The 21,124-nt window shown below is 45.3% G+C and carries 18 protein-coding genes; 10 read left to right on the top strand and 8 right to left on the bottom strand.

Annotated elements, in window-relative coordinates; all coding sequences use genetic code 11:
* Nucleotides 1-27: 27 nt before the first annotated feature.
* Complete coding sequence (locus R7O13_RS01085) at nt 28-1,431, top strand: aspartate aminotransferase family protein (RefSeq protein ID WP_005373789.1); 1,404 nt, start codon at nt 28-30, stop codon at nt 1,429-1,431.
* Between the two features lie 172 nt (nt 1,432-1,603).
* Entirely contained in the window at nt 1,604-2,125 is a 522-nt protein-coding gene (locus R7O13_RS01080) for a DUF2058 domain-containing protein (RefSeq protein ID WP_318302749.1), read from the top strand.
* A 92-nt stretch (nt 2,126-2,217) separates the two neighbouring features.
* On the opposite strand, the gene R7O13_RS01075 is transcribed toward R7O13_RS01080, so the two are convergent.
* The 3 genes from R7O13_RS01075 to R7O13_RS01065 all read right to left on the bottom strand — a co-directional run bounded on the left by R7O13_RS01075 (nt 2,218) and on the right by R7O13_RS01065 (nt 4,191).
* Nucleotides 2,218-2,832 carry a LysE family translocator gene (locus tag R7O13_RS01075; RefSeq protein WP_065275154.1) on the bottom strand — a complete coding sequence of 205 codons (615 nt, stop codon included), beginning with the start codon at nt 2,830-2,832 and terminating at the stop codon, nt 2,218-2,220.
* Between the two features lie 77 nt (nt 2,833-2,909).
* Nucleotides 2,910-3,302: a ribosome recycling factor family protein gene (locus tag R7O13_RS01070; protein WP_017819813.1), complete on the bottom strand. Its 393-nt coding sequence runs from the start codon at nt 3,300-3,302 to the stop codon at nt 2,910-2,912.
* Between the two features lie 19 nt (nt 3,303-3,321).
* A complete protein-coding gene (locus tag R7O13_RS01065; RefSeq protein WP_005373812.1) occupies nt 3,322-4,191 on the bottom strand; it encodes a LysR family transcriptional regulator in 870 nt (289 codons plus the stop codon).
* 105 nt (nt 4,192-4,296) lie between these two features.
* Here R7O13_RS01065 and R7O13_RS01060 point away from each other — a divergent pair, with 105 nt between their 5' ends.
* On the top strand, nt 4,297-5,553 hold the full coding sequence (locus R7O13_RS01060) for an adenylosuccinate synthase (protein WP_005387066.1): 1,257 nt from the start codon (nt 4,297-4,299) through the stop codon (nt 5,551-5,553).
* A gap of 370 nt (nt 5,554-5,923) precedes the next feature.
* Nucleotides 5,924-6,988, top strand: coding sequence for an L-asparaginase 2 (ansB, locus tag R7O13_RS01055; RefSeq protein WP_318302747.1), 1,065 nt, complete (start codon nt 5,924-5,926; stop codon nt 6,986-6,988).
* Nucleotides 6,989-7,064: 76 nt separating this feature from the next.
* Here the strand turns inward: ansB and R7O13_RS01050 are convergent, their stop codons facing one another.
* Nucleotides 7,065-7,901 (bottom strand): pyruvate, water dikinase regulatory protein, encoded by an 837-nt coding sequence (locus R7O13_RS01050; RefSeq protein ID WP_005373820.1) that lies wholly within the window; start codon nt 7,899-7,901, stop codon nt 7,065-7,067.
* A 251-nt stretch (nt 7,902-8,152) separates the two neighbouring features.
* On the opposite strand from R7O13_RS01050, the gene ppsA reads away from it, so the two are divergent.
* The 4 genes from ppsA to tyrS all read left to right on the top strand — a co-directional run bounded on the left by ppsA (nt 8,153) and on the right by tyrS (nt 13,817).
* Entirely contained in the window at nt 8,153-10,525 is a 2,373-nt protein-coding gene (gene ppsA / locus R7O13_RS01045) for a phosphoenolpyruvate synthase (protein ID WP_005373822.1), read from the top strand.
* Nucleotides 10,526-10,695: 170 nt separating this feature from the next.
* Nucleotides 10,696-11,475: a hypothetical protein gene (locus R7O13_RS01040; RefSeq protein ID WP_005373824.1), complete on the top strand. Its 780-nt coding sequence runs from the start codon at nt 10,696-10,698 to the stop codon at nt 11,473-11,475.
* Between the two features lie 193 nt (nt 11,476-11,668).
* Entirely contained in the window at nt 11,669-12,475 is an 807-nt protein-coding gene (locus tag R7O13_RS01035) for a response regulator transcription factor (protein WP_021707696.1), read from the top strand.
* Nucleotides 12,476-12,557: 82 nt separating this feature from the next.
* Nucleotides 12,558-13,817 carry a tyrosine--tRNA ligase gene (gene tyrS / locus R7O13_RS01030; protein WP_213866893.1) on the top strand — a complete coding sequence of 420 codons (1,260 nt, stop codon included), beginning with the start codon at nt 12,558-12,560 and terminating at the stop codon, nt 13,815-13,817.
* A 106-nt stretch (nt 13,818-13,923) separates the two neighbouring features.
* Here tyrS and R7O13_RS01025 read toward each other — a convergent pair whose 3' ends face one another.
* Nucleotides 13,924-14,958, bottom strand: coding sequence for an ABC transporter substrate-binding protein (locus R7O13_RS01025; protein ID WP_213866892.1), 1,035 nt, complete (start codon nt 14,956-14,958; stop codon nt 13,924-13,926).
* 137 nt (nt 14,959-15,095) lie between these two features.
* Nucleotides 15,096-15,461 (bottom strand): DUF6559 family protein, encoded by a 366-nt coding sequence (locus R7O13_RS01020; RefSeq protein ID WP_054576155.1) that lies wholly within the window; start codon nt 15,459-15,461, stop codon nt 15,096-15,098.
* A 166-nt stretch (nt 15,462-15,627) separates the two neighbouring features.
* On the opposite strand from R7O13_RS01020, the gene R7O13_RS01015 reads away from it, so the two are divergent.
* On the top strand, nt 15,628-15,882 hold the full coding sequence (locus R7O13_RS01015; protein WP_017819806.1) for a hypothetical protein: 255 nt from the start codon (nt 15,628-15,630) through the stop codon (nt 15,880-15,882).
* Nucleotides 15,883-15,983: 101 nt separating this feature from the next.
* Here R7O13_RS01015 and R7O13_RS01010 read toward each other — a convergent pair whose 3' ends face one another.
* On the bottom strand, nt 15,984-18,392 hold the full coding sequence (locus R7O13_RS01010; protein ID WP_318302745.1) for a beta-mannosidase: 2,409 nt from the start codon (nt 18,390-18,392) through the stop codon (nt 15,984-15,986).
* 303 nt (nt 18,393-18,695) lie between these two features.
* Here R7O13_RS01010 and R7O13_RS01005 point away from each other — a divergent pair, with 303 nt between their 5' ends.
* Nucleotides 18,696-20,282: a BCCT family transporter gene (locus R7O13_RS01005; protein WP_005373846.1), complete on the top strand. Its 1,587-nt coding sequence runs from the start codon at nt 18,696-18,698 to the stop codon at nt 20,280-20,282.
* A 62-nt stretch (nt 20,283-20,344) separates the two neighbouring features.
* Here R7O13_RS01005 and R7O13_RS01000 read toward each other — a convergent pair whose 3' ends face one another.
* Entirely contained in the window at nt 20,345-21,073 is a 729-nt protein-coding gene (locus R7O13_RS01000; RefSeq protein WP_005387087.1) for a UTRA domain-containing protein, read from the bottom strand.
* Between the last annotated feature and the right edge of the window lie 51 nt (nt 21,074-21,124).

The following is a 21,124-nucleotide window of genomic DNA, read 5'->3' as shown; positions in this document are numbered from 1 at the left end:
ATATCCAATTATTCGAGGAGAAGGATCATGAGTAACAAAACCCAACAACTTTTAGAGATCGATCGTCAGAGAGTATTTCATGCCTCAACCCACCTGAAGCAGTATGCGGCCGGGGAGCTTTCGGGAAGAATTATCTCGAGCGGAAGCGGAATACGCATCACCGATTCAGAAGGCATCGAGCTGATAGACGGCTTTGCCGGGTTGTATTGTGTAAACATTGGCTATGGCAGGACCGAAATGGCCGATGCGATTTATGAGCAAGCCAAAGAACTGGCGTACTACCACACTTACGTCGGTCATACGAACGAAGCGCTCGTGACACTGTCAGATCGCATCATCAAAATGGCGCCTGAAGGCATGAGCAAAGTTTACTACGGCATGTCAGGCAGCGACGCGAACGAAACTCAACTTAAGTTGGTGTGGTATTACAACAATGCTCGTGGTCTACCAGAGAAGAAAAAAATCATTTCGCGTGACCGCGGCTACCATGGTTCAAGTATCGCGTCCGGTTCAATGACAGGTTTGCCGCTGTTCCACGCCCATTTTGATTTACCACTTGAGCGCATCAAACACACCATCGCGCCATATTATTATCGCCGTGAAGACGAAAGTATGTCTGAGCTCGAATTCTCTCAATATTGCGCAGATCAACTCGAAGCGATGATCTTGGAAGAAGGCCCAGAAACGGTAGCAGCAATGATTGCAGAACCAGTGCTCGGTACTGGCGGTATTGTGCCACCACCAGCAGGGTACTGGCAGGCGATTCGCAAAGTACTCGACAAATACGATGTACTCTTGATTGCGGATGAAGTGGTGTGTGGCTTTGGTCGCCTCGGCTCCGATTTTGGCTCACTCCACTACGACATGAAACCAGATCTCATCACGGTAGCGAAAGGGTTAACCTCAGCGTATCAACCGCTGTCTGGCGTGATCGTCGGTGAACGAGTTTGGAGTGTGCTAGAAAACGGCACCGACCAATGGGGCGCTATCGGACACGGTTATACCTACTCTGGTCACCCAATGGGGGCGGCAGCCGCGAACTGCAACCTCGATATCATTGAACGTGAAGGCTTAGTGCAAAACGCGGCCGAAGTCGGCGCTTACTTGCAGCAACGTATGGCAGAGACGTTTAACGATCATCCATTAGTCGGTGATACTCGTGGCGTTGGCTTGTTGCATGCGTTGGAGTTTTCTTCAGACAAGCTTCGCCGAGCACACTTTGATCCAAACTTGAAAGTAGGCCCGCAAATCGCGGCGGCCTGTTTAGAGCAAGGCTTAATCGCTCGCGCTATGCCACATGGTGACATCCTCGGTTTTGCTCCACCGCTTATCGCGAATCGTAACGATATAGACACCATTGTCGACAAAGCGCATCAAGCGGTAAACAAAGTGATGGATAACCTCGTCACATCTAAACAGTGGCAGCCATAACCCACCTAGATTTCAGTAATGCTCGCGGGCTTTGGAGAAGGCCCGCTTTGCATTTTCCATTAAAGAGACAACAAGCCAACCAAACATTTTAGACCCATAGAAAGCACTATTATTTACTACAAGTGGCAATAGTGGGTAAAATGCCCAAAATTGCGCACTAACTGGATGAAACATGGCAAAACTTACCCTTCAAGAACAAATGCTGAAAGCTGGCTTAGTTAATGAAAAGAAACTAAAGAAAGCGAAGAAAGGCTCAAAAAAATCACGCGTTCAAGCACGCGAAGTAAAAGCGGCGGTTGAAGAGAATAAACGCCAACAGTTAGAGCGTGATAAACAATTGAGCGAGCAGCAAAATGCTGAGCGATTAAACAAAGAGATCAAAGCGCAGATCAATCAATTGATTGAGATGAACAAGATCGACTTAAAAGATGGCGACATCAAATACAACTTCACTCACGGTACGCTAGTGAAATCACTTTATGTAGATTCACTTATCCGCGAGCAGTTGATCAAAGGTATTTTGACAATCGCAATTTTTGGTGAAAGCTATGTTGTCATTCCACGTGGAGTAGCGAATAAAATTGCTCAACGTGATGAGTCCGTCATCATCGAACAAAAAGAACCTGAATCGGACATTCCAGCAGAAGACGATCCATACGCAGATTTCGTCGTGCCTGACGATTTGATGTGGTAACAATAAATAATCGATGCATCAACTAAAAGAGCCGCTGATGTAACATCAGCGGCTCTTTTTATAGAAAAATAATCTACGGAGATGATGTGTTGTTATTGCTTACTTAGTAGCAAATTCGCCCCTGATGCAGCTAAAAACAACGAACATCCGCGATTGAAACGTTTCGCCATTTTTGGATTTGAAAACCAGTGCCTCAAGTACAAACCAAAGATGGCATAGATTGAAATGGCGACCATTTCTAATATCAAAAACGTGGAGCCAAGGGCAAAAAACTGCTCTTGAACGTTGGCATTGGCATCAACAAATTGCGGCAAGAATGCAGTAAAAATAAGTATCGCTTTCGGGTTGCCAACAGCGAGCGTAAATTCTTGCTTCGCAAGTCCTGCGTAATTGCGCGAATTGTCCAAGTCAGAGATCGGGCTGGACTCTGAACGCCAAAGGTTAAAAGCAATCCACAGTAGATACAGCGCTCCTACCAACTTTATTGCCAAAAATAGCATTTCTGACGTATACAAAATCACAGCCAGACCTGATGCAGACAACGCAATCATCGCTGAAAAAGCAGCAATTCTGCCTAAACTGGCCGTAAACGCGGCCCTAAAGCCGTAACAACGCGCATTATTCATTGCCAATAAATTGTTTGGGCCTGGAGCCATATTTAGAGCGAAGCAAGCAGGAATAAAAAGGAGAAGCTGCCAAATATCCATAATAAAATGGTCTTAGTGAGTGATTTTGATCGGTACCCTAACATCTGTTAATAAAGTGAGTAAACCACAAACCGATCTTAAAGCAACTCAGCATCAAATCGTGCCGTGCGAGCTTGAACTAACGTGCAGTTCGTTTCAGCCATCAGCTCCGCTAGGGTGATGTTTGGGTTTTGTCTCACCAAACGTATCAACTTCACGTCCAAAGGTTCCAATTTGTCTTGGTGAGCAAGTAGAGCTTGTTCGATCTTGTTGATCGCAAATCGCATCGTCTCTGCTTCTTCGTTTTTGAGATGCTCTAAAAACGCTTTTACATCCAAAGCCTCGCCTGAGATTTGCCAATGACGAGATCGTCTAATTCGCTTAAGATCGCACTGTTTTTCTGCTGCGAGTGTTTTCGCTCGCTTGGCATGGTCGCCCCCAATACGGTGAATCAAGGATGGGAGCGAAATCGTAATCTTCGTCTCTTTCATGGCCTTTTCTTTCATCGCCTTAGCCCTCAACCACCGACACATTCTCGCCAACCCAAGCCAACAACTGTTTTGCCGCTTTGGATAACACCTGATTTTGACGCACGATGTAGCCGAAATCAGTGTTTGGAAAACTTGGCAAAGGCGTAACTTCTCGAGAAAGCTTTAATCTCGGATCGAGCGAAAAATCCGGCACAATAGCAGTCCCAAACCCCGCTTCCGCCCAGTCGATTTGTGCTTCCACACTGCCCACTTCCATCACGCGATGCTTAGGCAGATTTAGTTCAGGTAAAGACGCATCAATCAGCTCTCGGGTTCGAGTATCGTGCCCTAGCAGGATCAGCGTCTGGCTCTCTTTTCGATTGTCTTGCCACTCAAAAATGTTATCGCCAAACGCACACCAGTGAATTTGCGTGAGAGGCGTAAAATGCAGCGGTTGACTCTCTTTTTGTGCGATAACAAAGCCGATATCGGCACGCGCACTTTTCACCAAATCCACCGCTTGAGAAGATGTGGTATTGAACAATGCCAAGTCGATCCCCGGATATTCACTTTTGAATTGCTGAAATGGTTTGATAAGCAGTAAACGTGAAACAATATCGCTCGCCGCAATAGAAAGCGTCCCCTGCGTAAGATCGTTGATGGCATTGAGATCCGACTGACAAATTTGCAGCTCATTAAGCATCCGCTGCGCCGTAGCTAACAAACGCTTCCCCGCTTGCGTCAACTGCACGGGATTTCGCTCAATCAATTTCGTGCGCGTGGCTTGCTCCAACTGCTTGATATGCAAACTTACGTTCGGCTGCGTCATGTGCAGTTCCGTCGCTGTTTTACCAAAGTGTTTTACCTCTGCAAGAGTTACGAAGGTTCGCAGCCAGTTCAAATCTAACATTGCCAATTCCGATATGAAATTCTTATCAAGTTAATGAGTATAATTAATTTCTCTTATTATGGCGAACACCTTAAGATTTTTGCATCTGTTTTTGGAGATTAAATTATGTCGTCTATCGTTGTTGTGGGTGCAAACTGGGGTGATGAAGGCAAAGGCCGCATCGTTGACTTTTTGGCAGAGCAAGCTTCTGCGAGCATTCGTTTCCAAGGTGGTAACAACGCGGGTCACACCGTGGTTAACGATCTAGGTACGTTTAAGCTGCACCAGCTACCAAGTGGCGTATTCAACCCAGACTGTTTGGCAGTGTTAGGTCCGGGTATGGTTATCAGCCCTGCGTTGCTGTCTCAGGAGATTGCGGAAGTTGAAGAAGCGGGCGTAAAAGTGAATATGTGCATCTCTGATCGCGCAACACTGTGTCTACCTCTACACGCACTAGAAGATACGCTAGAAGAACAACGTTTAGGCGACAAAGCATACGGTTCAACTCGTCAAGGTATTGCACCTGCGTATGGTGACCGCGTAATGAAGAAAGGCATCCTAGTTGGTTGGTTGAAGCAACCAGAAGTATTGGTTGAACGCCTTCAATTCATGATGGATTGGAAACTGCCGCAACTGCGTGCACTTTACCCGACGTTCGAGTTTGAACAAACCGCTGAAGAACTGGCGAACTGGCTGCTAGAAGTCTCTGCACCTTGGCGCGATTCAATTTGCAACGTAACGCTTCCTCTAAAAGAACTACAAGCGAAAGACAAAACTCTATTGTTCGAAGCGCAGCTTGGCGCGGGTCGTGACCTTGTTTACGGTGAGTACCCTTGGACAACATCTTCTAACGTTGTATCAATGTACGCGGGTATCGGTAGTGGCCTTCCGGCACTTCGTCCTGAACGCGTTATTGCGGTTGCAAAAGCATTCAGCTCATCAGTAGGTACTGGTACGTTGATCACTGCAATGGAAGAGCAAGACGCTTTCCGCGAACTTGCTGGCGAGTTCGGTGCAACTACGGGTCGTCCACGCGACATGGGCTACTTCGACGCAGTCGCTACGAAGAATGGCGTTGAACTGCAAGCCGCAACTGAAATTGCACTAACGAAAGTAGACTGTTTGACTGGCCTTAACGATCTGAAAATCTGTGTTGGCTACGAAGGCGACCACAGCAAAAACCCAATCTGGCCTCAAACTGCCTCTCTTGCGCCAATCTACGAGAAGATGGAAAGCTGGAGCGAGGACATCACAGGTTGTCGTAAGTTTGAAGAGCTTCCAGTAGCAGCACAGAAATACGTTCTACGCATTGAGGAACTCATGGGCGTACCAGTAAAAATGGTGTCTGTGGGTCCTGGTCGTGAACAAATGATTATGCGATAAGATGTGAATTAACACATCATTGGCAAGCGGCTTTTATCTGTTCCGGGGTAAAGCCGCTTTTTTTTACACTGTAAACTTTGGAAAATTGCACGGCTGAATTCATGTTTAATAACCTCATCACGAGACTCCTACCTCCTTTATTTATAAATCAATAAATTATAGGACTTAACACGTTGTGCACGTTACTAGCACATCTCACTTGTTAAAGAAGCACGTCAATTAGGTTAACTGGTTGATTTGATATTCTTTAAGTGATTAGTTGATCACGATCTTCATCTGCAATTTGTTGAACTAGTACTCAAAAAATCTAACCCGCTGTTTTTAGGATAGATGAGTTCCCCAACATCCAACCTAACAGCAGGTGATTCCCATGACGAAAAATCTTTTCCGCCTCAGTACGATAACCCTTGGTTTGTGCCTTAGTTCTTTGTCTTTCGCGCAATCCGATCTTCCGAACATTAAAATTCTTGCCACTGGCGGCACCATAGCAGGCGCAGGTCAATCTGCAACAGAATCAAACTACACAGCAGGTAAAGTCGGCGTTGAATCATTGATTTCTGCGGTGCCGAGTATGACCAAGATTGCCGATATTTCTGGAGAGCAAGTGGTCAGTATCGGTTCACAAGATATGAATGATGAAGTGTGGCTAAAATTATCGAAAAGAGTTAATGAGCTACTCGCTCAAGATGATGTTGACGGCATCGTCATTACTCATGGTACGGATACGTTAGAGGAAACCGCTTACTTCCTTGATCTGACCGTCAAGAGCAAAAAGCCTGTCGTGATCGTCGGTGCAATGCGTCCTTCCACCGCAATGAGTGCTGATGGACCAGTCAACTTATACAATGCAGTCGTAACAGCCACCGATGAAGATTCAGAAGGACGTGGCGTGCTAGTCGCAATGAATGACACGATTTTCGATGCGCGAGATGTGACAAAAACCAATACAACCTCCGTCAGCACTTTCCAGTCACCCAACTTTGGTGCTATCGGCTACATTCATAATAGCGATGCCAAATATCAACGAAGCCCAGAGCGTAAACATACGACAGAAACCCCATTCGATGTATCAAAGCTTACTAAGTTGCCTAAGGTCGGTATTGTTTATAACTATGCAAATGCCTCCAATTTGCCAGTGAAAGCCTTTGTGGATGCGAAGTTTGAGGGCATCGTAAGTGCTGGTGTCGGTAATGGTAACTTGTACCACACTGTGTTTGATGAGCTAGAGAAAGCGAGTAAAGATGGCGTTGTTGTTGTAAGAAGCTCCCGAACGCCTAGCGGCTCAACCACTTTGGATGCTGAAATTGATGACGAAAAATATGGCTTTGTTGCCGCTGGTACATTGAACCCGCAAAAAGCACGTATCTTACTGATGCTGTCACTGACTCAGACCAAAAACTATCAAGACATCCAAAAGATGTTCCAATACTATTAATTCTGTCTAAGGTTCATTTGATAGAGGAGGTACACACCTTACCTCCTCTTACACATCGCGACATGAGCGTCTCTTGTTAGCCAAACAAGCGACGCTTCATTCCTGCTTTTTCCAGAATACGCGTAGTAATTTCCTCAACAGACAGAGAGGACGTATTGATATATGGGATCGCCTCTCTTCTAAACAAAGCCTCAACAGTGTCTAGCTCCAGCTTGCACTGCTCTGTGCTAGCGTAATCACTTCCAGACAAACGATTCTCACGGATTTCAGTCAAGCGCTCGGGATCGATCGTCAGCCCAAACAACTTATGACGATGGATCTCAAATTCAGGCAACAAACGCATCATCTTCACATCTTCCGCAATGAACGGATAGTTCACAACACGTAAACCAAATTGCATCGCCATGTACAAGCTAGTCGGCGTTTTTCCGCTGCGCGATACTCCCAGCAGGATAATATCGGCTTGTTCCAACCCTTTTAGCGTGATGCCATCATCATGCGCCAATGTGTATTCAATAGCCGCAATACGGTCAAAATAGGTGTCGGAATCTTTCCCCACGCTGCGAGAACGCTGCAACTTAGGCTTTGGTGCCATCTGAATGTCGTCTTGCACTTTCTGCACAATACTCTCCAAAACATCGTAACTGTATGCCGGCGCTTCAAGCAGCATTTCACGTACTTCTGGAACGACAATTGAGAAAAAGACCAGAGGTTTGACGCCATTGCGCTGGTAGGAAGTTTCAATTTCTTTGACTACGTCAGTAGCTTTGTCCTGGCTTTCAACAAACGGAAAGGTTTTTTCGTTAGGAATGAACGGAAATTGACCGAGAACAACATGCCCTAATGTCTCACATGTTATCGCCGTACCGTCAGAAACATAGAACACATCACGACTTTGGTTATTTATTTGCATTTCTGTTTAATTTTTCAAAATCTTTTGAGTAGGATGGTACACATAATATTAATAAATCAGTTTGGCTTTCAGTTAGGTTCACCACAGCTTTAAAAATTCTTTTGAATTTTTTTCAGCCAGAACGTAATCGTTTGCCTTTGATATCAATCTAAATGAAGCAATGTATGGTCAACGTGTAATAACCGCCAACATGCGTTTGTTTAGATCGATTTAAGTCCCCCTACTAAGCTGCAATGTTTCTGGAGAAAGACATGCAAAAGAACACCCTCTGGTTCAATGGCCTATCCATGGATGATGTCGACAAAGTCGGCGGTAAGAATGCTTCACTTGGCGAAATGGTTTCTAACCTAGCAAACGCAGGCGTTTCTGTACCAAATGGTTTTGCGACAACCTCATACGCGTTTAACCAATTCCTTGACCACGAAGGTTTGGATGAGCGTATTCACCAATTACTCGATGAACTAGACGTTGAAGATGTAGAAGCTCTGCGTAAGACAGGTGCAAACATTCGTCAATGGGTATTAGAGGCCCCTTTCCCTGCGGACCTTGAACAAGAAATTCGTGAAAACTACCAAGAACTGATCGAAGGCAATCCTGAGCTTTCAGTCGCAGTTCGTTCATCTGCTACGGCAGAAGACCTACCTGATGCTTCTTTTGCTGGTCAGCAAGAAACGTTTTTGAACGTGAAAGGCATCGACGCAGTACTAGAAGCAACTAAGCACGTTTACGCTTCTCTATTTAACGACCGTGCGATTTCTTACCGCGTTCACCAAGGGTTCGACCACCGTGGCATCTCGCTATCTGCGGGTATCCAACGAATGGTGCGTTCAGATAAAGCCTCGTCGGGTGTTATGTTTACACTAGACACTGAATCGGGTTTCGACCAAGTTGTCTTCATCACCTCTTCATGGGGTCTAGGCGAGATGGTCGTTCAAGGTGCAGTAAACCCTGACGAGTTCTACGTTCACAAGCCAATGCTTGAAGCAGGCGAACACCCAATCGTTAAGAAAACATTTGGTTCTAAGTTGATCAAAATGATCTACTCAGATAACCAAGAAATCGGCAAACAAGTTGACATCGTTGATACTTCTGATGAAGAGCGCAACACGTTCTCATTGAACGACGACGAGATTAAAGAGCTCGCAAAACAAGCAATGATCATCGAAAAGCACTATCAGCGTCCAATGGACATTGAATGGGCAAAAGATGGCATTGATGGCAAGCTGTACATTGTTCAAGCGCGTCCTGAAACCGTATGTTCACAAACGGAACAAAACGTGATTGAGCGCTACGAGCTACAAAACAAAGCGGATGTTTTAGTTGAAGGTCGTGCAATCGGTCAGCGCATCGGTAAAGGCGTGGTTCGCTTGGTTGACTCTCTGGACCAAATGTCTTTAGTCCAAGAAGGTGACGTGCTAGTTACAGACATGACTGACCCAGATTGGGAACCAGTGATGAAAAAAGCATCTGCAATCGTAACCAACCGTGGTGGCCGTACTTGTCACGCTGCCATCATCGCTCGTGAGCTTGGTATTCCTGCAATCGTTGGCTGTGGCGATGCGACAAGCAAGTTAACCGATGGTGCAACCGTGACCGTATCTTGTTCTGAAGGTGAAACGGGCTACGTTTACCAAGGTGAACTTGAATTTGATGTAAAACGCTCTTCTGTTGATGAACTGCCACTGCTACCAACAAAAGTGATGATGAACGTGGGTAACCCTGATCGCGCGTTTGACTTCGCACAAATTCCAAATGAAGGTGTTGGTCTTGCTCGTCTTGAATTCATCATCAATAAGATGATTGGTATCCACCCGAAAGCATTACTTAACTTTGATGCACAAAGCGATGAGCTAAAAGCAGAAATCACTCAGCGTATTCGTGGTTACAAAGATCCTATCGATTTCTACGTAAGCAAGCTGACAGAAGGTATCGCAACCATTGCTGCGGCATTTTGGCCGAAACGTGTTATTGTTCGTATGTCTGACTTTAAGTCTAACGAATACAGCAACTTGGTTGGCGGTAAAGCATACGAACCGCATGAAGAAAACCCAATGCTTGGCTTCCGTGGCGCGTCTCGTTACATTTCTCCAGTGTTTGAAGACTGCTTCGAGCTAGAAACTCAAGCAATCAAACGCGTTCGTAACGAAATGGGTCTGAAAAACGTTGAAATCATGATCCCATTTGTGCGTACACCAAGCGAAGCAGCATCAGTGATTGATTTGCTAGCGAAGTTTGATCTGCGCCGTGGCGATCAGGGTCTTAAAGTCATCATGATGTGCGAACTGCCATCCAACGCGGTCCTTGCCGATGAGTTCTTGAAGTACTTTGATGGCTTCTCGATTGGCTCAAACGACATGACTCAGCTAACGCTTGGACTTGATCGTGACTCTGGCGATGTTGCACATCTATTTGATGAGCGCAACCCAGCGGTTAAGGTGATGCTTCAGATGGCGATTGATGCGGCAACAAAAGCAGGCAAATACGTTGGTATTTGTGGTCAAGGCCCATCAGACCACGACGACCTAGCGGAATGGCTAATGGATCAAGGTATTAGCTCTGTATCACTAAACCCAGATACGGTTATCGATACTTGGTTAAAACTCGGTAAAGTTAGCAGCAAGTAACACACGATAAACTCTAGCCCTCACACTCCCCTTGTGAGGGCTTTGTTATTCACACGTCATTTCACAATCAGTTCGTGATTCCTCTCTCAAGTTCGTCATTTAGTCAATTTCATTATCAAAGTCTGATGACCTAAAATGAATGGTATATCGATAACTCCAGAGAGAATTTGATGAAAAAGCCTATCGCACTCCTTACTACATTGATGCTCCTGGCATCCCCTGCTTATGCCGATTGGGATGAAATTTCCAATAAAATGTCTGAGCTTGGCGACGCAGTTTCTGATACTGCCCAAGATGCTTGGGACGACACCAAAGCGTTTTCAAAACAAGCGTGGCAAGATTTCACGAATTGGTCCGAGGAAGCGATCAATACCGCAGGCGAATGGACAGAAGCCAGCATCGAGAAAAGCAAAGAATGGATAGATGCTGCCGACAAAAAAATTGATGAGCTGATGGAAGGCGATACGCCAGAAGAAGCTCGCCAAGCCGTGGACTTAATGGCAGATAGCGCTTTGCTCAAGTTATTTAATGAAAAGCCGGAGGCAAAAGCTATTTACGACAACGCGTACGGCTACGCGGTCTTTGATTCTCGTAAATTATCTTTGCTGTTTCACACCAACTCAGGGTCAGGAGTCGCAGTGAATAAGGAAACAGAAGAACGCACTTATATGAATATGTTTGGTTTGGGCGTTGCACTTGGGGCTGGCGGCAAATTTTACCAACAAGTGGTTCTGTTTGAGAGCAAAGAAGATTTTGATACGTTCGTCAACGAAGGATGGGAGGCCACAAGTGAAGCCTCTGCTGTTGCGGGCGAAGATTCAGAGCAACTTTCAAAACAATTTAACAGCGGCGTCGCCGTCTATCAGTTGAACGCTAAAGGTTTGCTCATCGATGCTAACGTGTCTGGTTCTAAATATTGGGTTAACGAAGAGCTCACTAACTCGCAGTAATGCATAGCAACTAATCGCTTAAATAAAACCGTTGTTATGCACCCTTATCAATAAGTTAACGGGGATATGATTCCTCAAAACTGAGCACTTACGCAACTTTCTCTATGGAAGTCACCAGAAGATGGCGACTTCCCTTTCTCGTTGGATTGCTTTTGGTTATGCTTGCGCAAAACCACCTGCAATTCGGTATCCCATGCCTGACAATAACTTTAATAATCTGCTAGCAGAAGCAATTTCTGCTCTTAACACGCCTAACTTTACTCCTAAACTTATGCGTGTCATTCGCACTCTTTTTCATTTTGATTGCGCAGTTATTTTAGGTTACCGAGAAGGTAAACATCCTATTTATCTCTACGACTCAATTGAGAACGAGCGAGAGTTACTTTTTCAACGCTACCTTACTGACTCATTTCAAAATGACCCTTTTTTTCTCAAACTAAACGAGACAAAGCAACAAGGCGTATTTACGCTCAAAGACGTGGCGCGTAAAGGCGTTGACTTCACCTCATACTGCGAGCAGTTCTATCATCAAACAGGGTGGAAAGACGAGCTTAGCATGCTAGTCGAAGTTGAATCTGGCCGTTGGGTCATGCTGTACTTCGGATATATGACTGATGGAAAATACTTTTCTCAGCAACAAATCAATAAGCTAAAGCCCTATTTCCCGATAATTCAGTCGCTTTGTCAGCAGCATTGGAAACAAACGGAATTTACCTTTTCTGAGCCTGTTTTTGCACAGAGTGCTTATTCTGGCAGTATGCGATTAGCCATTGAGCAAGCTTTAGCAACGTTTGGCGTAGAATCACTCACCCGTCGCGAACAAGAGGTGGCTTCGCTTCTCGCTCAAGGGTTTGACACCAAAGAAATTGCCGCGCGGTTACACTTAGTTCAAGGCACGGTCAAAAATCATCGAAAGCGAATTTACTCGCAATTAAATGTGTCTTCATTGAGTGAGTTATTCCAGCTTTTCCTCAATCACCTCATTCTCCATTCAAGATAAAAAACTGTCCCTTAAGAGATATATCGAGAAAAGGTGTCGCGTTTTAGTCTGAATGTAACAACCACTAAAACAGACAAAAAGAATGACGACACCATTACTGCAAGATTTACAAGATCGTGGCTTGATCGCACAAGCCAGCGATTTGGAAGAAATTCAGACACTTCTCTCACAGCCTCAAACCGTTTACTGCGGCTTCGATCCTACAGCAGGCAGCTTGCACATCGGCCACCTCGTGCCTTTGATTATGCTTAAGCGCTTTCAAGATGCCGGACACCAGGCTATAGCCTTGATTGGCGGTGCAACGGGCATGATTGGCGACCCAAGCTTTAAAGCGACTGAGCGCAGTCTGAACTCAGAGGAAATCGTCTCAGGCTGGGTTAACGATCTTTCTAATCAAATTCAGCAGTTGATGAACCTCCAACTGACCAAGCCGATGATCATGGTGAACAACGCTGACTGGATGAAAGCGATCAATGTGATCGACTTCTTCCGCGATGTGGGTAAGCACTTCTCGATCAATACTATGGTCAACCGAGACTCGGTAAAACAACGCCTGCAACGACCTGACCAAGGTATCTCCTTCACCGAATTTAGCTACGCCCTACTGCAATCGTACGATTTTGCCGAGCTAAACCGTCGATACGGTTGCCGTTTGCAAATCGGTGGCAATGACCAATGGGGAAACATCGTCAGCGGGATCGATTTAACTCGCCGTCAAAATGGTGAGCAAGTATTTGGCTTAACTCTGCCGCTGATCACCAAATCCGATGGCACCAAATTTGGCAAAACTGAAGGTGGTGCAGTATGGCTAGATCCTAGCAAGACCTCTCCTTACGCGTTCTACCAGTTCTGGCTTGGCGCAGAAGACGCCGACGTTTACCACTTCCTGCGTTACTACACGTTCTTGAGCTGCGAAGAAATTGCCAGCATTGAAGCGCAAGACCAAGCAAGCCAAGGTAAGCCACAAGCACAACGTATCCTCGCTGAGAAAATGACGCGATTTGTTCATGGCGAAGAAGGCCTAGCTAGCGCCGAGCGCATCACTCAAGCTTTATTCAGCGGTAATGTGCAACAACTGAGTTTGGGTGAATTAAAACAATTGGAGTTGGATGGTTTACCAAGCATTGAGAGCGCACAGCAAGATTTGGTTGAGCTGTTGATTGAGTCGGGTTTAGCAAGTTCGAAGCGTGTTGCACGCGAACACATCAGCAACAACGCCATCAGTGTAAACGGTGAAAAAGTGGCGGCTGATAACCCAAGTTTGAGCTTCCCACTGTTTGATCAATATTGGTTACTGCAACGCGGTAAAAAGCACTTCTGCCTCGTGAAGCGTGCCGCGTAGTAACACTCGAAGTACAAAGCCCATAAAAAATTCCCCTCACCGCTTTCGTGATGAGGGGAATTCAAATTTGAACGATTTTAAGCCTAACAATAGACAAAGGCGTTGCTTATTGCGTTCTTAAACGGTGCCAGTACTTTTCGTAAATCGCTAACGTTTCTGCGCCAACATCATTAATAAACTCGCCTTTTTTCATGTCTTCTGATGAAGGGAAAATAGTACGGTTGTTTTTCAATTCTTCTGGCAATTTGTCACGCCCAGCGTTCGTTGCCGACGCATAACCCAAACTGGTCACGATTTCCGCTTGGTTCTCTGATTGGTACATGAAGTTAATAAATTTATGCGCCAATGCTTTGTTTTTACTGCCAGACGGAATAGTGAAGTTGTCCATCCACAATACCGCGCCCTCTTCCGGCATCACGAACTTCAGCTCAGGCATTTCAACCTGTCCTTGGAATGCGTTGCCGTTCCATTGCATGCCGACCGATGTTTCACCGGACACGTAAGGGACTTGCGGCGCATCTGAGTTGTACAGTAATACGTTGTTTTTCAGCGCGACTAGAGAATCAAAAGCCTGCTCGATTTCTGCTTCGTCTTTTGTGTTCACGCTATGGCCATTTTTCTTCAGCGCCATACCGAACACATCGCGAACGTCATCAATCAGCATGACTTGTTGTTCGTATTGAGACTCCCATAAGTCTGCCCATTTGGTCACTGGTTGCTCAACCATGGATTCGTTGTAGCTGATCCCGGTAATGCCCCAAATATAAGGCAGCGAGTAATCATTTTTCGGATCGTGCGCTTGGCCAAGTAAACCGTCCATTGTGTCTTGCATGTTTGGCACTTGAGCGTGATCTATTTTCGAAAGCAGCCCTTCTCGCCCCATTTTTTCAATGAAGTACGCAGAAGCAAAAACCACATCGTAGCCAGAACCTTTTAGCAATTTTAGCTTGGTGTACATTGATTCATTATTCTCAAAGGTCGAATAATTAATCGTAACGCCTTCTTGTTTTTCAAACGCTTTTAACGATGATTCCGGCAAATAGCCACCCCATGCATAAACGTTCAACGTTTTGCTATCTGCATGAGCAAACATGCTGAGCACAAGAGCACTCAGCCCCAATCCTTTGATGATTAATTTCATGGTATGCAATCCAACCAGTCCAGCGACGCGCTGGGATTCGGGTGCATAATTAGGTAATTGTTACCCAATTGAAAGAAAATTTAATTAATCTTTAACAGCAAAAATATTTATCGAATTTATAAAATTAACGCATGTTTTTAATAGCGACTGTGCATACCAAAATGATGAGACATTCCATCTTCCATTCGACCGCCTTTCCAGCCACCAGAGCCGAGTAAATTAAGCACATCTTGAGCGGTATAATCGGCACCAGAAAAGAAATCATGCGCCACGTCTGAGCGTATTGCTTGCAATTCTGGTTGGTTTTCCAAATCAAGATCTTGCGGATTCGCATACAACGCCAACGCAATTTTTTGTTGGCACGCGCTTAAGCTTAACTCGCTGGTGCTCGTCTTTACCTGACCAACCGAAAAGTACTCACGACTGCCGTATCCCACTATCAATCTGGTACTCATTAGCTTAATCACTTTCTTAATGCGGCGACGTTGTATAAATCTCAACATGTTTTGTTATTCCTGTATTAAGTTGGCTATGTCGTATTCTTTTGTTCGAATTAAAACACTCTGTTTTATCCGCGAAATTTCTCTAGCGCTTTTCGCGATGATCGGTTGTATAATACGATCCTGAAATATTTTGTTACGTTACCTCGGTAACCCCTGAGACTGCAACATGAACAACAGCAGATGGGTCGGCTTTATAGGCGGCACGATTGTCTTACTTAGTACCTTTATCCTCTTCGGATCTTCCGTCCACTCTGCTTGGTACCGAATCCCTGCGGAAGCCATTCATGGTATCGCCTTCACTTTGGCTTTTGGTTTAGGGTTAAACAGCCTGCTGGCGTACGCGACGGCAGTGATTACTCTTGCTGCACTATTCTACATTGGCTTTGTCGTTAGCTATCGGGTCCATCAGAAACTTAAATAAACTTCTGTCTCAACCTGAGCTTAATAACGGATACTTAATAACTAAAAAGGGAGCAAATGCTCCCTTTTTAGTTATCAGCATATAGATGTTCTATGCCCGCTTTAATCATTAAGGTGGTATACCCTCAACGACTGCTGCATACCTGAAACATGATCACCTAAATACTCAACCGTCATTGGAACCTTGGCCAACAGAGTAAAACTAGAGTCACTGAACCTTCCATCAGCATCACTCTCCAAATGAACAAAAAACGCAGGCTTATCCGCAATCAATGTAATTCGCCTCCCTTCAATAGAGACATCTATATTGGCTTTCGCTATCGGCAAGGTTTTTAGCTCGTGAGTACTAAACCATGTGTTGCTTATTCTGTCTTCACCGATTTGCGCTTCAACATAGAAGAAGCCTGACGTAAGTTCATCCTTCTCGATCAATTCATCCAACTGCCACAAAATCGTATTGCTGTCTGCTATGACTGTTTGTTCTAAGCTCCAACATTGCTTTTCTTCCCCTTGCCAATCTACCCACTTAAGCAGTGCGTTGACGCTTGCGGACTCTTTTGCATCATTGAGCAAATGTAGGCTCAACTTGCCTGTATGCTCGGAAAATACCAAATACTGCGGCGCAAAAAAGCGTTTTGCATGGTAGTGCAACTGCTTCCATCGACCACTGTATTCCAAACTAGACCAAGAACTGACAGGCCAATTGTCGTTGAGTTGCCAGTACAGCATGCCGCGACAAACTGGAGAAATGGCACGCCAATGATCGCAAGCAGTTTTGATCGCGATTGCCTGCTGAACTTGACTTAAATACAGCATGCTCTCAAATCCAGAGGGAAAACGAAAATAGCGCGTGAACATCTCTGTGATAATACTATTACCACGAGGGTTCTTCTGATGTTGTTCGAAAGTTGGGGATGTAATATTCCAGTCTTGCTCAGGGACAAACCGCTTAACTTCAGCAAAAGATGGCCAAGATTGAAAACCAAACTCAGAGCAAAAACGAGGATTCACGTCAAGGTAGGCACTGAATGATTTTCCTGAATGCCAAACGTCCCAAAAGTGCATATCGCCTTTACTATCATCATGCCACGCATCACCGAAATCCAGTTCACCATTACATGGGGAACTTGGCCAGAAACGGCGAGTGCTATCTTGCTCGGTAATCTCCTTCTCAATCATGCGGTTGAGGCGATCGTAGTTAACCGTGTATTTGACTTTGCTGCGCTTAGATTCGTCATACCAACCAATAGCTCCAATCACCTCATTGTCACCACACCAAAGTGCGATTGATGGGTGCTTCTTAAGCCTCGGGATTTGGAATCTAAGTTCTTCTTCTACGTCTTTTAAAAACTCGTCGTTTGATGGGTACAACGAGCAGGCGAACATCATGTCTTGCCACACCAACAAGCCAAGTTCATCACAAAGGTTATAAAAGGTTTCACTCTCGTACTGACCACCGCCCCATACGCGAATCATGTTCATGTTGGCGTCAACCGCACTTTGCAAAAGGTTGCGATAACGTGTTTCGTACTCTCGCCCCGGCATTGCGTCAATAGGGATCCAGTTGGCACCTTTAGCATTAATCGGTACGCCATTGACGATAAATTCCATTGCAGAGCCGTGCTCATCAGCTTGGTTATTTAGGGTTAACTGACGCAAACCAATGTTGTGCGTTAACTTTTGCTCTCTGCAAGAAATGGTAATGGGATAGAGATACGCTTCGCCATAACCCGATGGCCACCAGCGTTGAGGCTCCAAAATGTGGAACTGGCAATGATAGTGACCACTTCCTTTTGTTTGAATACATTGACGCTCACCATTAAATTCAACCATCATTTCATGGCGTTGACTGTCCGTTTCCACTTCAACTACTACATCAAGAAACACACTCCCATCGGCTTGCCATTGCTGCTCTGTCGAGAAGCCTTTGAGCCAAAGCTCATTCACAATGTCGATTTGAATGGGGTCGTAAATACCCGATACCATCAAGCAAATGCCCCAGTCCCATCCGGAATGGCATTGTGTTTTGCGGATCAAGTTCATGTGTGGAATTTGGTTGTTGCCCATTGCCGATGGAATAGGGAATGGCAGTTTTTTTGCTCTTGCGATACCTTCTAAATCCGCCCGAGCAAACTCAACCCGAATCGTGTTAGTACCTTGCTTTAAATGCGGTTTAATATCCACACGTTGCTGGGTAAACATGTTGCTGCAAGTTAGTGCTAGCTCACCATTAACATAGAAGGTTGCCAAGGTATCGACACGAGTTAGCGTCATCCAAATTTGCTTGGCAGACAACGTAAACGCGTCGACTTCAAACTCACGTGAGATATGCCACTCACACTCTTCAATCCATCGAACTTTGTTTTCATTATCGGCAAAATAAAGATCTGGAATCTGCTCTGCTTGTAAAAGCGCCGACACATTATCGCCCGGAATAAACATTGGAATTTCAAGATTGGGACGCTGTGGCGAGGTAAGCATCCACTGCCCGTTAAGTTCGAAGTGAGCCATCGAGTTAAACCTTAGCTTGGGAAAAACATGTTTTCTCAATGTAATCCTGACAATCCCATGCAAAAACAAGGGAAATGTTAATTACATACGAAATGCGGTGCATTTCACGTAAAAACTCTTTCTTTTGATCTCTACCCAAAAATCAGCAACTTGGCTAACCTGTTAAAAATTAATCGAAATCTAAGGTTATATTTGCAACTTCGACATGTTAACATCATCGGCTTTTTGAACATCCTCACACTTTTCGTTGAAACGATGTGAGGGGAAATGCACGGCTTCATAGCCCTAAAAAGCGAAGTAATTATGTCAAATATGACGAATGCCGCCTCCCACACAGCGCCTATTCAGGATGCTGACTATTCTGCTATTCATCCCCCATCTTTACTCAAGCGCCTCGAACTAACCAATCCTGTCTTTTGGTTAAGTGGTAGCTTCCTCACTCTATTCGTTTTACTTGCTCTAACGAATACCGACTCTCTAACCGCAATGGTTAACACCGGCTTCGGCTTTGCTACTAAATATTTCGGAGCTTACTGGCAAGTACTGCTTCTTCTGAATTTCCTAATTGGTTTGGCTCTTGCGTTTGGTCGCACTGGTTATGTGCGCCTAGGTGGTCTAGCGAAACCTGATATTGATAACTTTAAGTGGTTGTCAATCGTACTCTGTACTCTACTTGCAGGTGGTGGTGTGTTCTGGGCCGCAGCTGAGCCTATCGCGCACTTTGTGACTGCTCCGCCTCTATACGGGGAAGCCTCACCGAAAACTGCCGCAATCAATGCCCTATCTCAGTCTTTTATGCACTGGGGCTTCTTAGCTTGGGCGATCCTTGGTGGTCTATCTTCCATTGTCTTAATGCACTTGCATTACGATAAAGGCCTGCCTCTTAAGCCGCGTACTCTGCTTTACCCTGTGTTTGGTGATAAAGCCATTAAAGGCTGGATTGGTGATGTTGCTGACGCATGTAGCATCATTGCAGTAGCAGCAGGAACCATCGGTCCTATCGGCTTCTTAGGTTTACAAATTAGCTACGCGCTAAACTCATTGTTTGGCCTGCCAGATACGTTCGTAACGCAAAGCATGGTTATCATGGCGGCGATCCTGATGTATACCCTTTCCGCACTGAGCGGTTTGAGCAAGGGTATTCAAATCGTCAGTCGTTACAACATCATTTTGTCTGTACTATTAATTGGTTACATCCTGTTCTTCGGGCCGACAAGCTTTATCGTTGATGGCTACGTGCAAGGCGTTGGTCGTATGGTGGATAACTTCTTCCCTATGGCACTTTACCGTGGTGATACAGGCTGGCTAAGTTGGTGGACAGTATTCTTCTGGGGTTGGTTTATCGGTTATGGCCCAATGATGGCGATCTTTATTGCTCGTATCTCTCGTGGTCGTACAATTCGCCAATTAATCATGTCAATTAGCATCGCGGCACCGCTGATTACTTGCTTCTGGTTTAGTATCGTTGGTGGCAGTGGCCTTGCGTTTGAACTTGATAACCCTGGTTTGATTTCATCTGCGTTTGAAGGCTTTAACTTGCCTGCAGCACTGCTAGCGATTACTGGTGAATTACCTTACCCAATGATCATTTCGGTTCTGTTCCTGATCTTAACGACAACATTTATCGTGACGACGGGTGACTCGATGACTTACACAATCAGTGTAGTGATGACGGGCTCAACAGAACCAAACGCAGTGATTCGCTCGTTCTGGGGTCTGATTATGGGTATTGTCGCTATTGCGCTCATCTCAATGGGCTCTGGTGGTATTTCTGCATTGCAGTCTTTCATTGTGATTACCGCCGTGCCTGTGTCTTTCATTTTGCTGCCAAGCATTTGGAAAGCACCCGGCATTGCAAGCAGAATGGCGAAAGAGCAAGGCCTCGTTTAAACCGCCTCTCTAACCAATATGCGAAAAAGAGCCCTTCATTGGGCTCTTTTTAATTCTGCGCTTTATCCTACGCTATCAATGCGAATCATCACTGCGTCTGGACGCCAATACTCGAATTCGCAGTCCATTAAATGCCCATCTTGTTTGTAGTTTACCCGCCGAATTTTCAGAACGGGTTGTCCTTCAGCTAGGTTCAACGCCTTAGCGACATGAGCAGGAGCTGACGTGGGAATCACATCAAAACGAGAGCGCTTTGTCTCGTAACCATACTTCTCACGATAAATGCCCGTCAGGGACATGGTGAGGTTCTCAGACAATATACCCTCAAACAGTGCCGCTTTGAGCACGTTCTCAACAAACAATACCGCTCGCCCATCAATAAAACGTAACCGTTCAATTACATAAATTGGGGTAATTCGCTCCACCTCTAACGATTTGGCATACTCACCTGCGGCCATTTCACTTCGCACGTTGAGTAACTTAGTTTCTGCAATACGATGCTGCTCTCGAATCATCTGATGGAAGTGAGAACGAGACAACGGGTTGTAACAGATACGCTCAGGAGATACATACCAACCCCGGCGCTCTTCTCGATAAATAAGACCTTCAGTTTCTAAAGACACCAACGCATCTTTGATAGTGATTCGAGTTGTAGAAAACAGCTCACTGAGCTCTCTCTCTGACGGCAGTTTTTGTCCTTCCGACATGATGCCGGAAAGAATCTGCTGTTTTAAGCTGCTTCTAATTTTTCCTAATTGGGTACCAAATTGTCCGGTGCCTGTCGCTCTCATTCTGATCTAGTCCAAGGATAATTTGACGAATAACATAAGGCGTTTACGTAA

It is taken from the genome of Vibrio sp. Y176 (assembly GCF_033438945.1).
This window is presented reverse-complemented; position numbering and strand designations above follow the sequence as displayed.

Bases quoted from the DNA above. Each gene is read 5' to 3' on its own strand.
- R7O13_RS01010 (WP_318302745.1), bottom strand. From the start codon at position 18,392: ATGGCTCACTTCGAACTTAACGGGCAGTGGATGCTTACCTCGCCACAG.
- R7O13_RS01070 (WP_017819813.1), bottom strand. From the start codon at position 3,302: ATGAAAGAGACGAAGATTACGATTTCGCTCCCATCCTTGATTCACCGT.
- ansB (WP_318302747.1), top strand. From the start codon at position 5,924: ATGACGAAAAATCTTTTCCGCCTCAGTACGATAACCCTTGGTTTGTGC.
- R7O13_RS01050 (WP_005373820.1), bottom strand. From the start codon at position 7,901: ATGCAAATAAATAACCAAAGTCGTGATGTGTTCTATGTTTCTGACGGT.
- R7O13_RS01040 (WP_005373824.1), top strand. From the start codon at position 10,696: ATGAAAAAGCCTATCGCACTCCTTACTACATTGATGCTCCTGGCATCC.
- R7O13_RS01025 (WP_213866892.1), bottom strand. From the start codon at position 14,958: ATGAAATTAATCATCAAAGGATTGGGGCTGAGTGCTCTTGTGCTCAGC.
- R7O13_RS01060 (WP_005387066.1), top strand. From the start codon at position 4,297: ATGTCGTCTATCGTTGTTGTGGGTGCAAACTGGGGTGATGAAGGCAAA.
- R7O13_RS01065 (WP_005373812.1), bottom strand. From the start codon at position 4,191: ATGTTAGATTTGAACTGGCTGCGAACCTTCGTAACTCTTGCAGAGGTA.
- R7O13_RS01005 (WP_005373846.1), top strand. From the start codon at position 18,696: ATGTCAAATATGACGAATGCCGCCTCCCACACAGCGCCTATTCAGGAT.
- R7O13_RS01085 (WP_005373789.1), top strand. From the start codon at position 28: ATGAGTAACAAAACCCAACAACTTTTAGAGATCGATCGTCAGAGAGTA.
- ppsA (WP_005373822.1), top strand. From the start codon at position 8,153: ATGCAAAAGAACACCCTCTGGTTCAATGGCCTATCCATGGATGATGTC.
- tyrS (WP_213866893.1), top strand. From the start codon at position 12,558: ATGACGACACCATTACTGCAAGATTTACAAGATCGTGGCTTGATCGCA.
- R7O13_RS01020 (WP_054576155.1), bottom strand. From the start codon at position 15,461: ATGTTGAGATTTATACAACGTCGCCGCATTAAGAAAGTGATTAAGCTA.
- R7O13_RS01015 (WP_017819806.1), top strand. From the start codon at position 15,628: ATGAACAACAGCAGATGGGTCGGCTTTATAGGCGGCACGATTGTCTTA.
- R7O13_RS01000 (WP_005387087.1), bottom strand. From the start codon at position 21,073: ATGAGAGCGACAGGCACCGGACAATTTGGTACCCAATTAGGAAAAATT.
- R7O13_RS01075 (WP_065275154.1), bottom strand. From the start codon at position 2,832: ATGGATATTTGGCAGCTTCTCCTTTTTATTCCTGCTTGCTTCGCTCTA.
- R7O13_RS01035 (WP_021707696.1), top strand. From the start codon at position 11,669: ATGCCTGACAATAACTTTAATAATCTGCTAGCAGAAGCAATTTCTGCT.
- R7O13_RS01080 (WP_318302749.1), top strand. From the start codon at position 1,604: ATGGCAAAACTTACCCTTCAAGAACAAATGCTGAAAGCTGGCTTAGTT.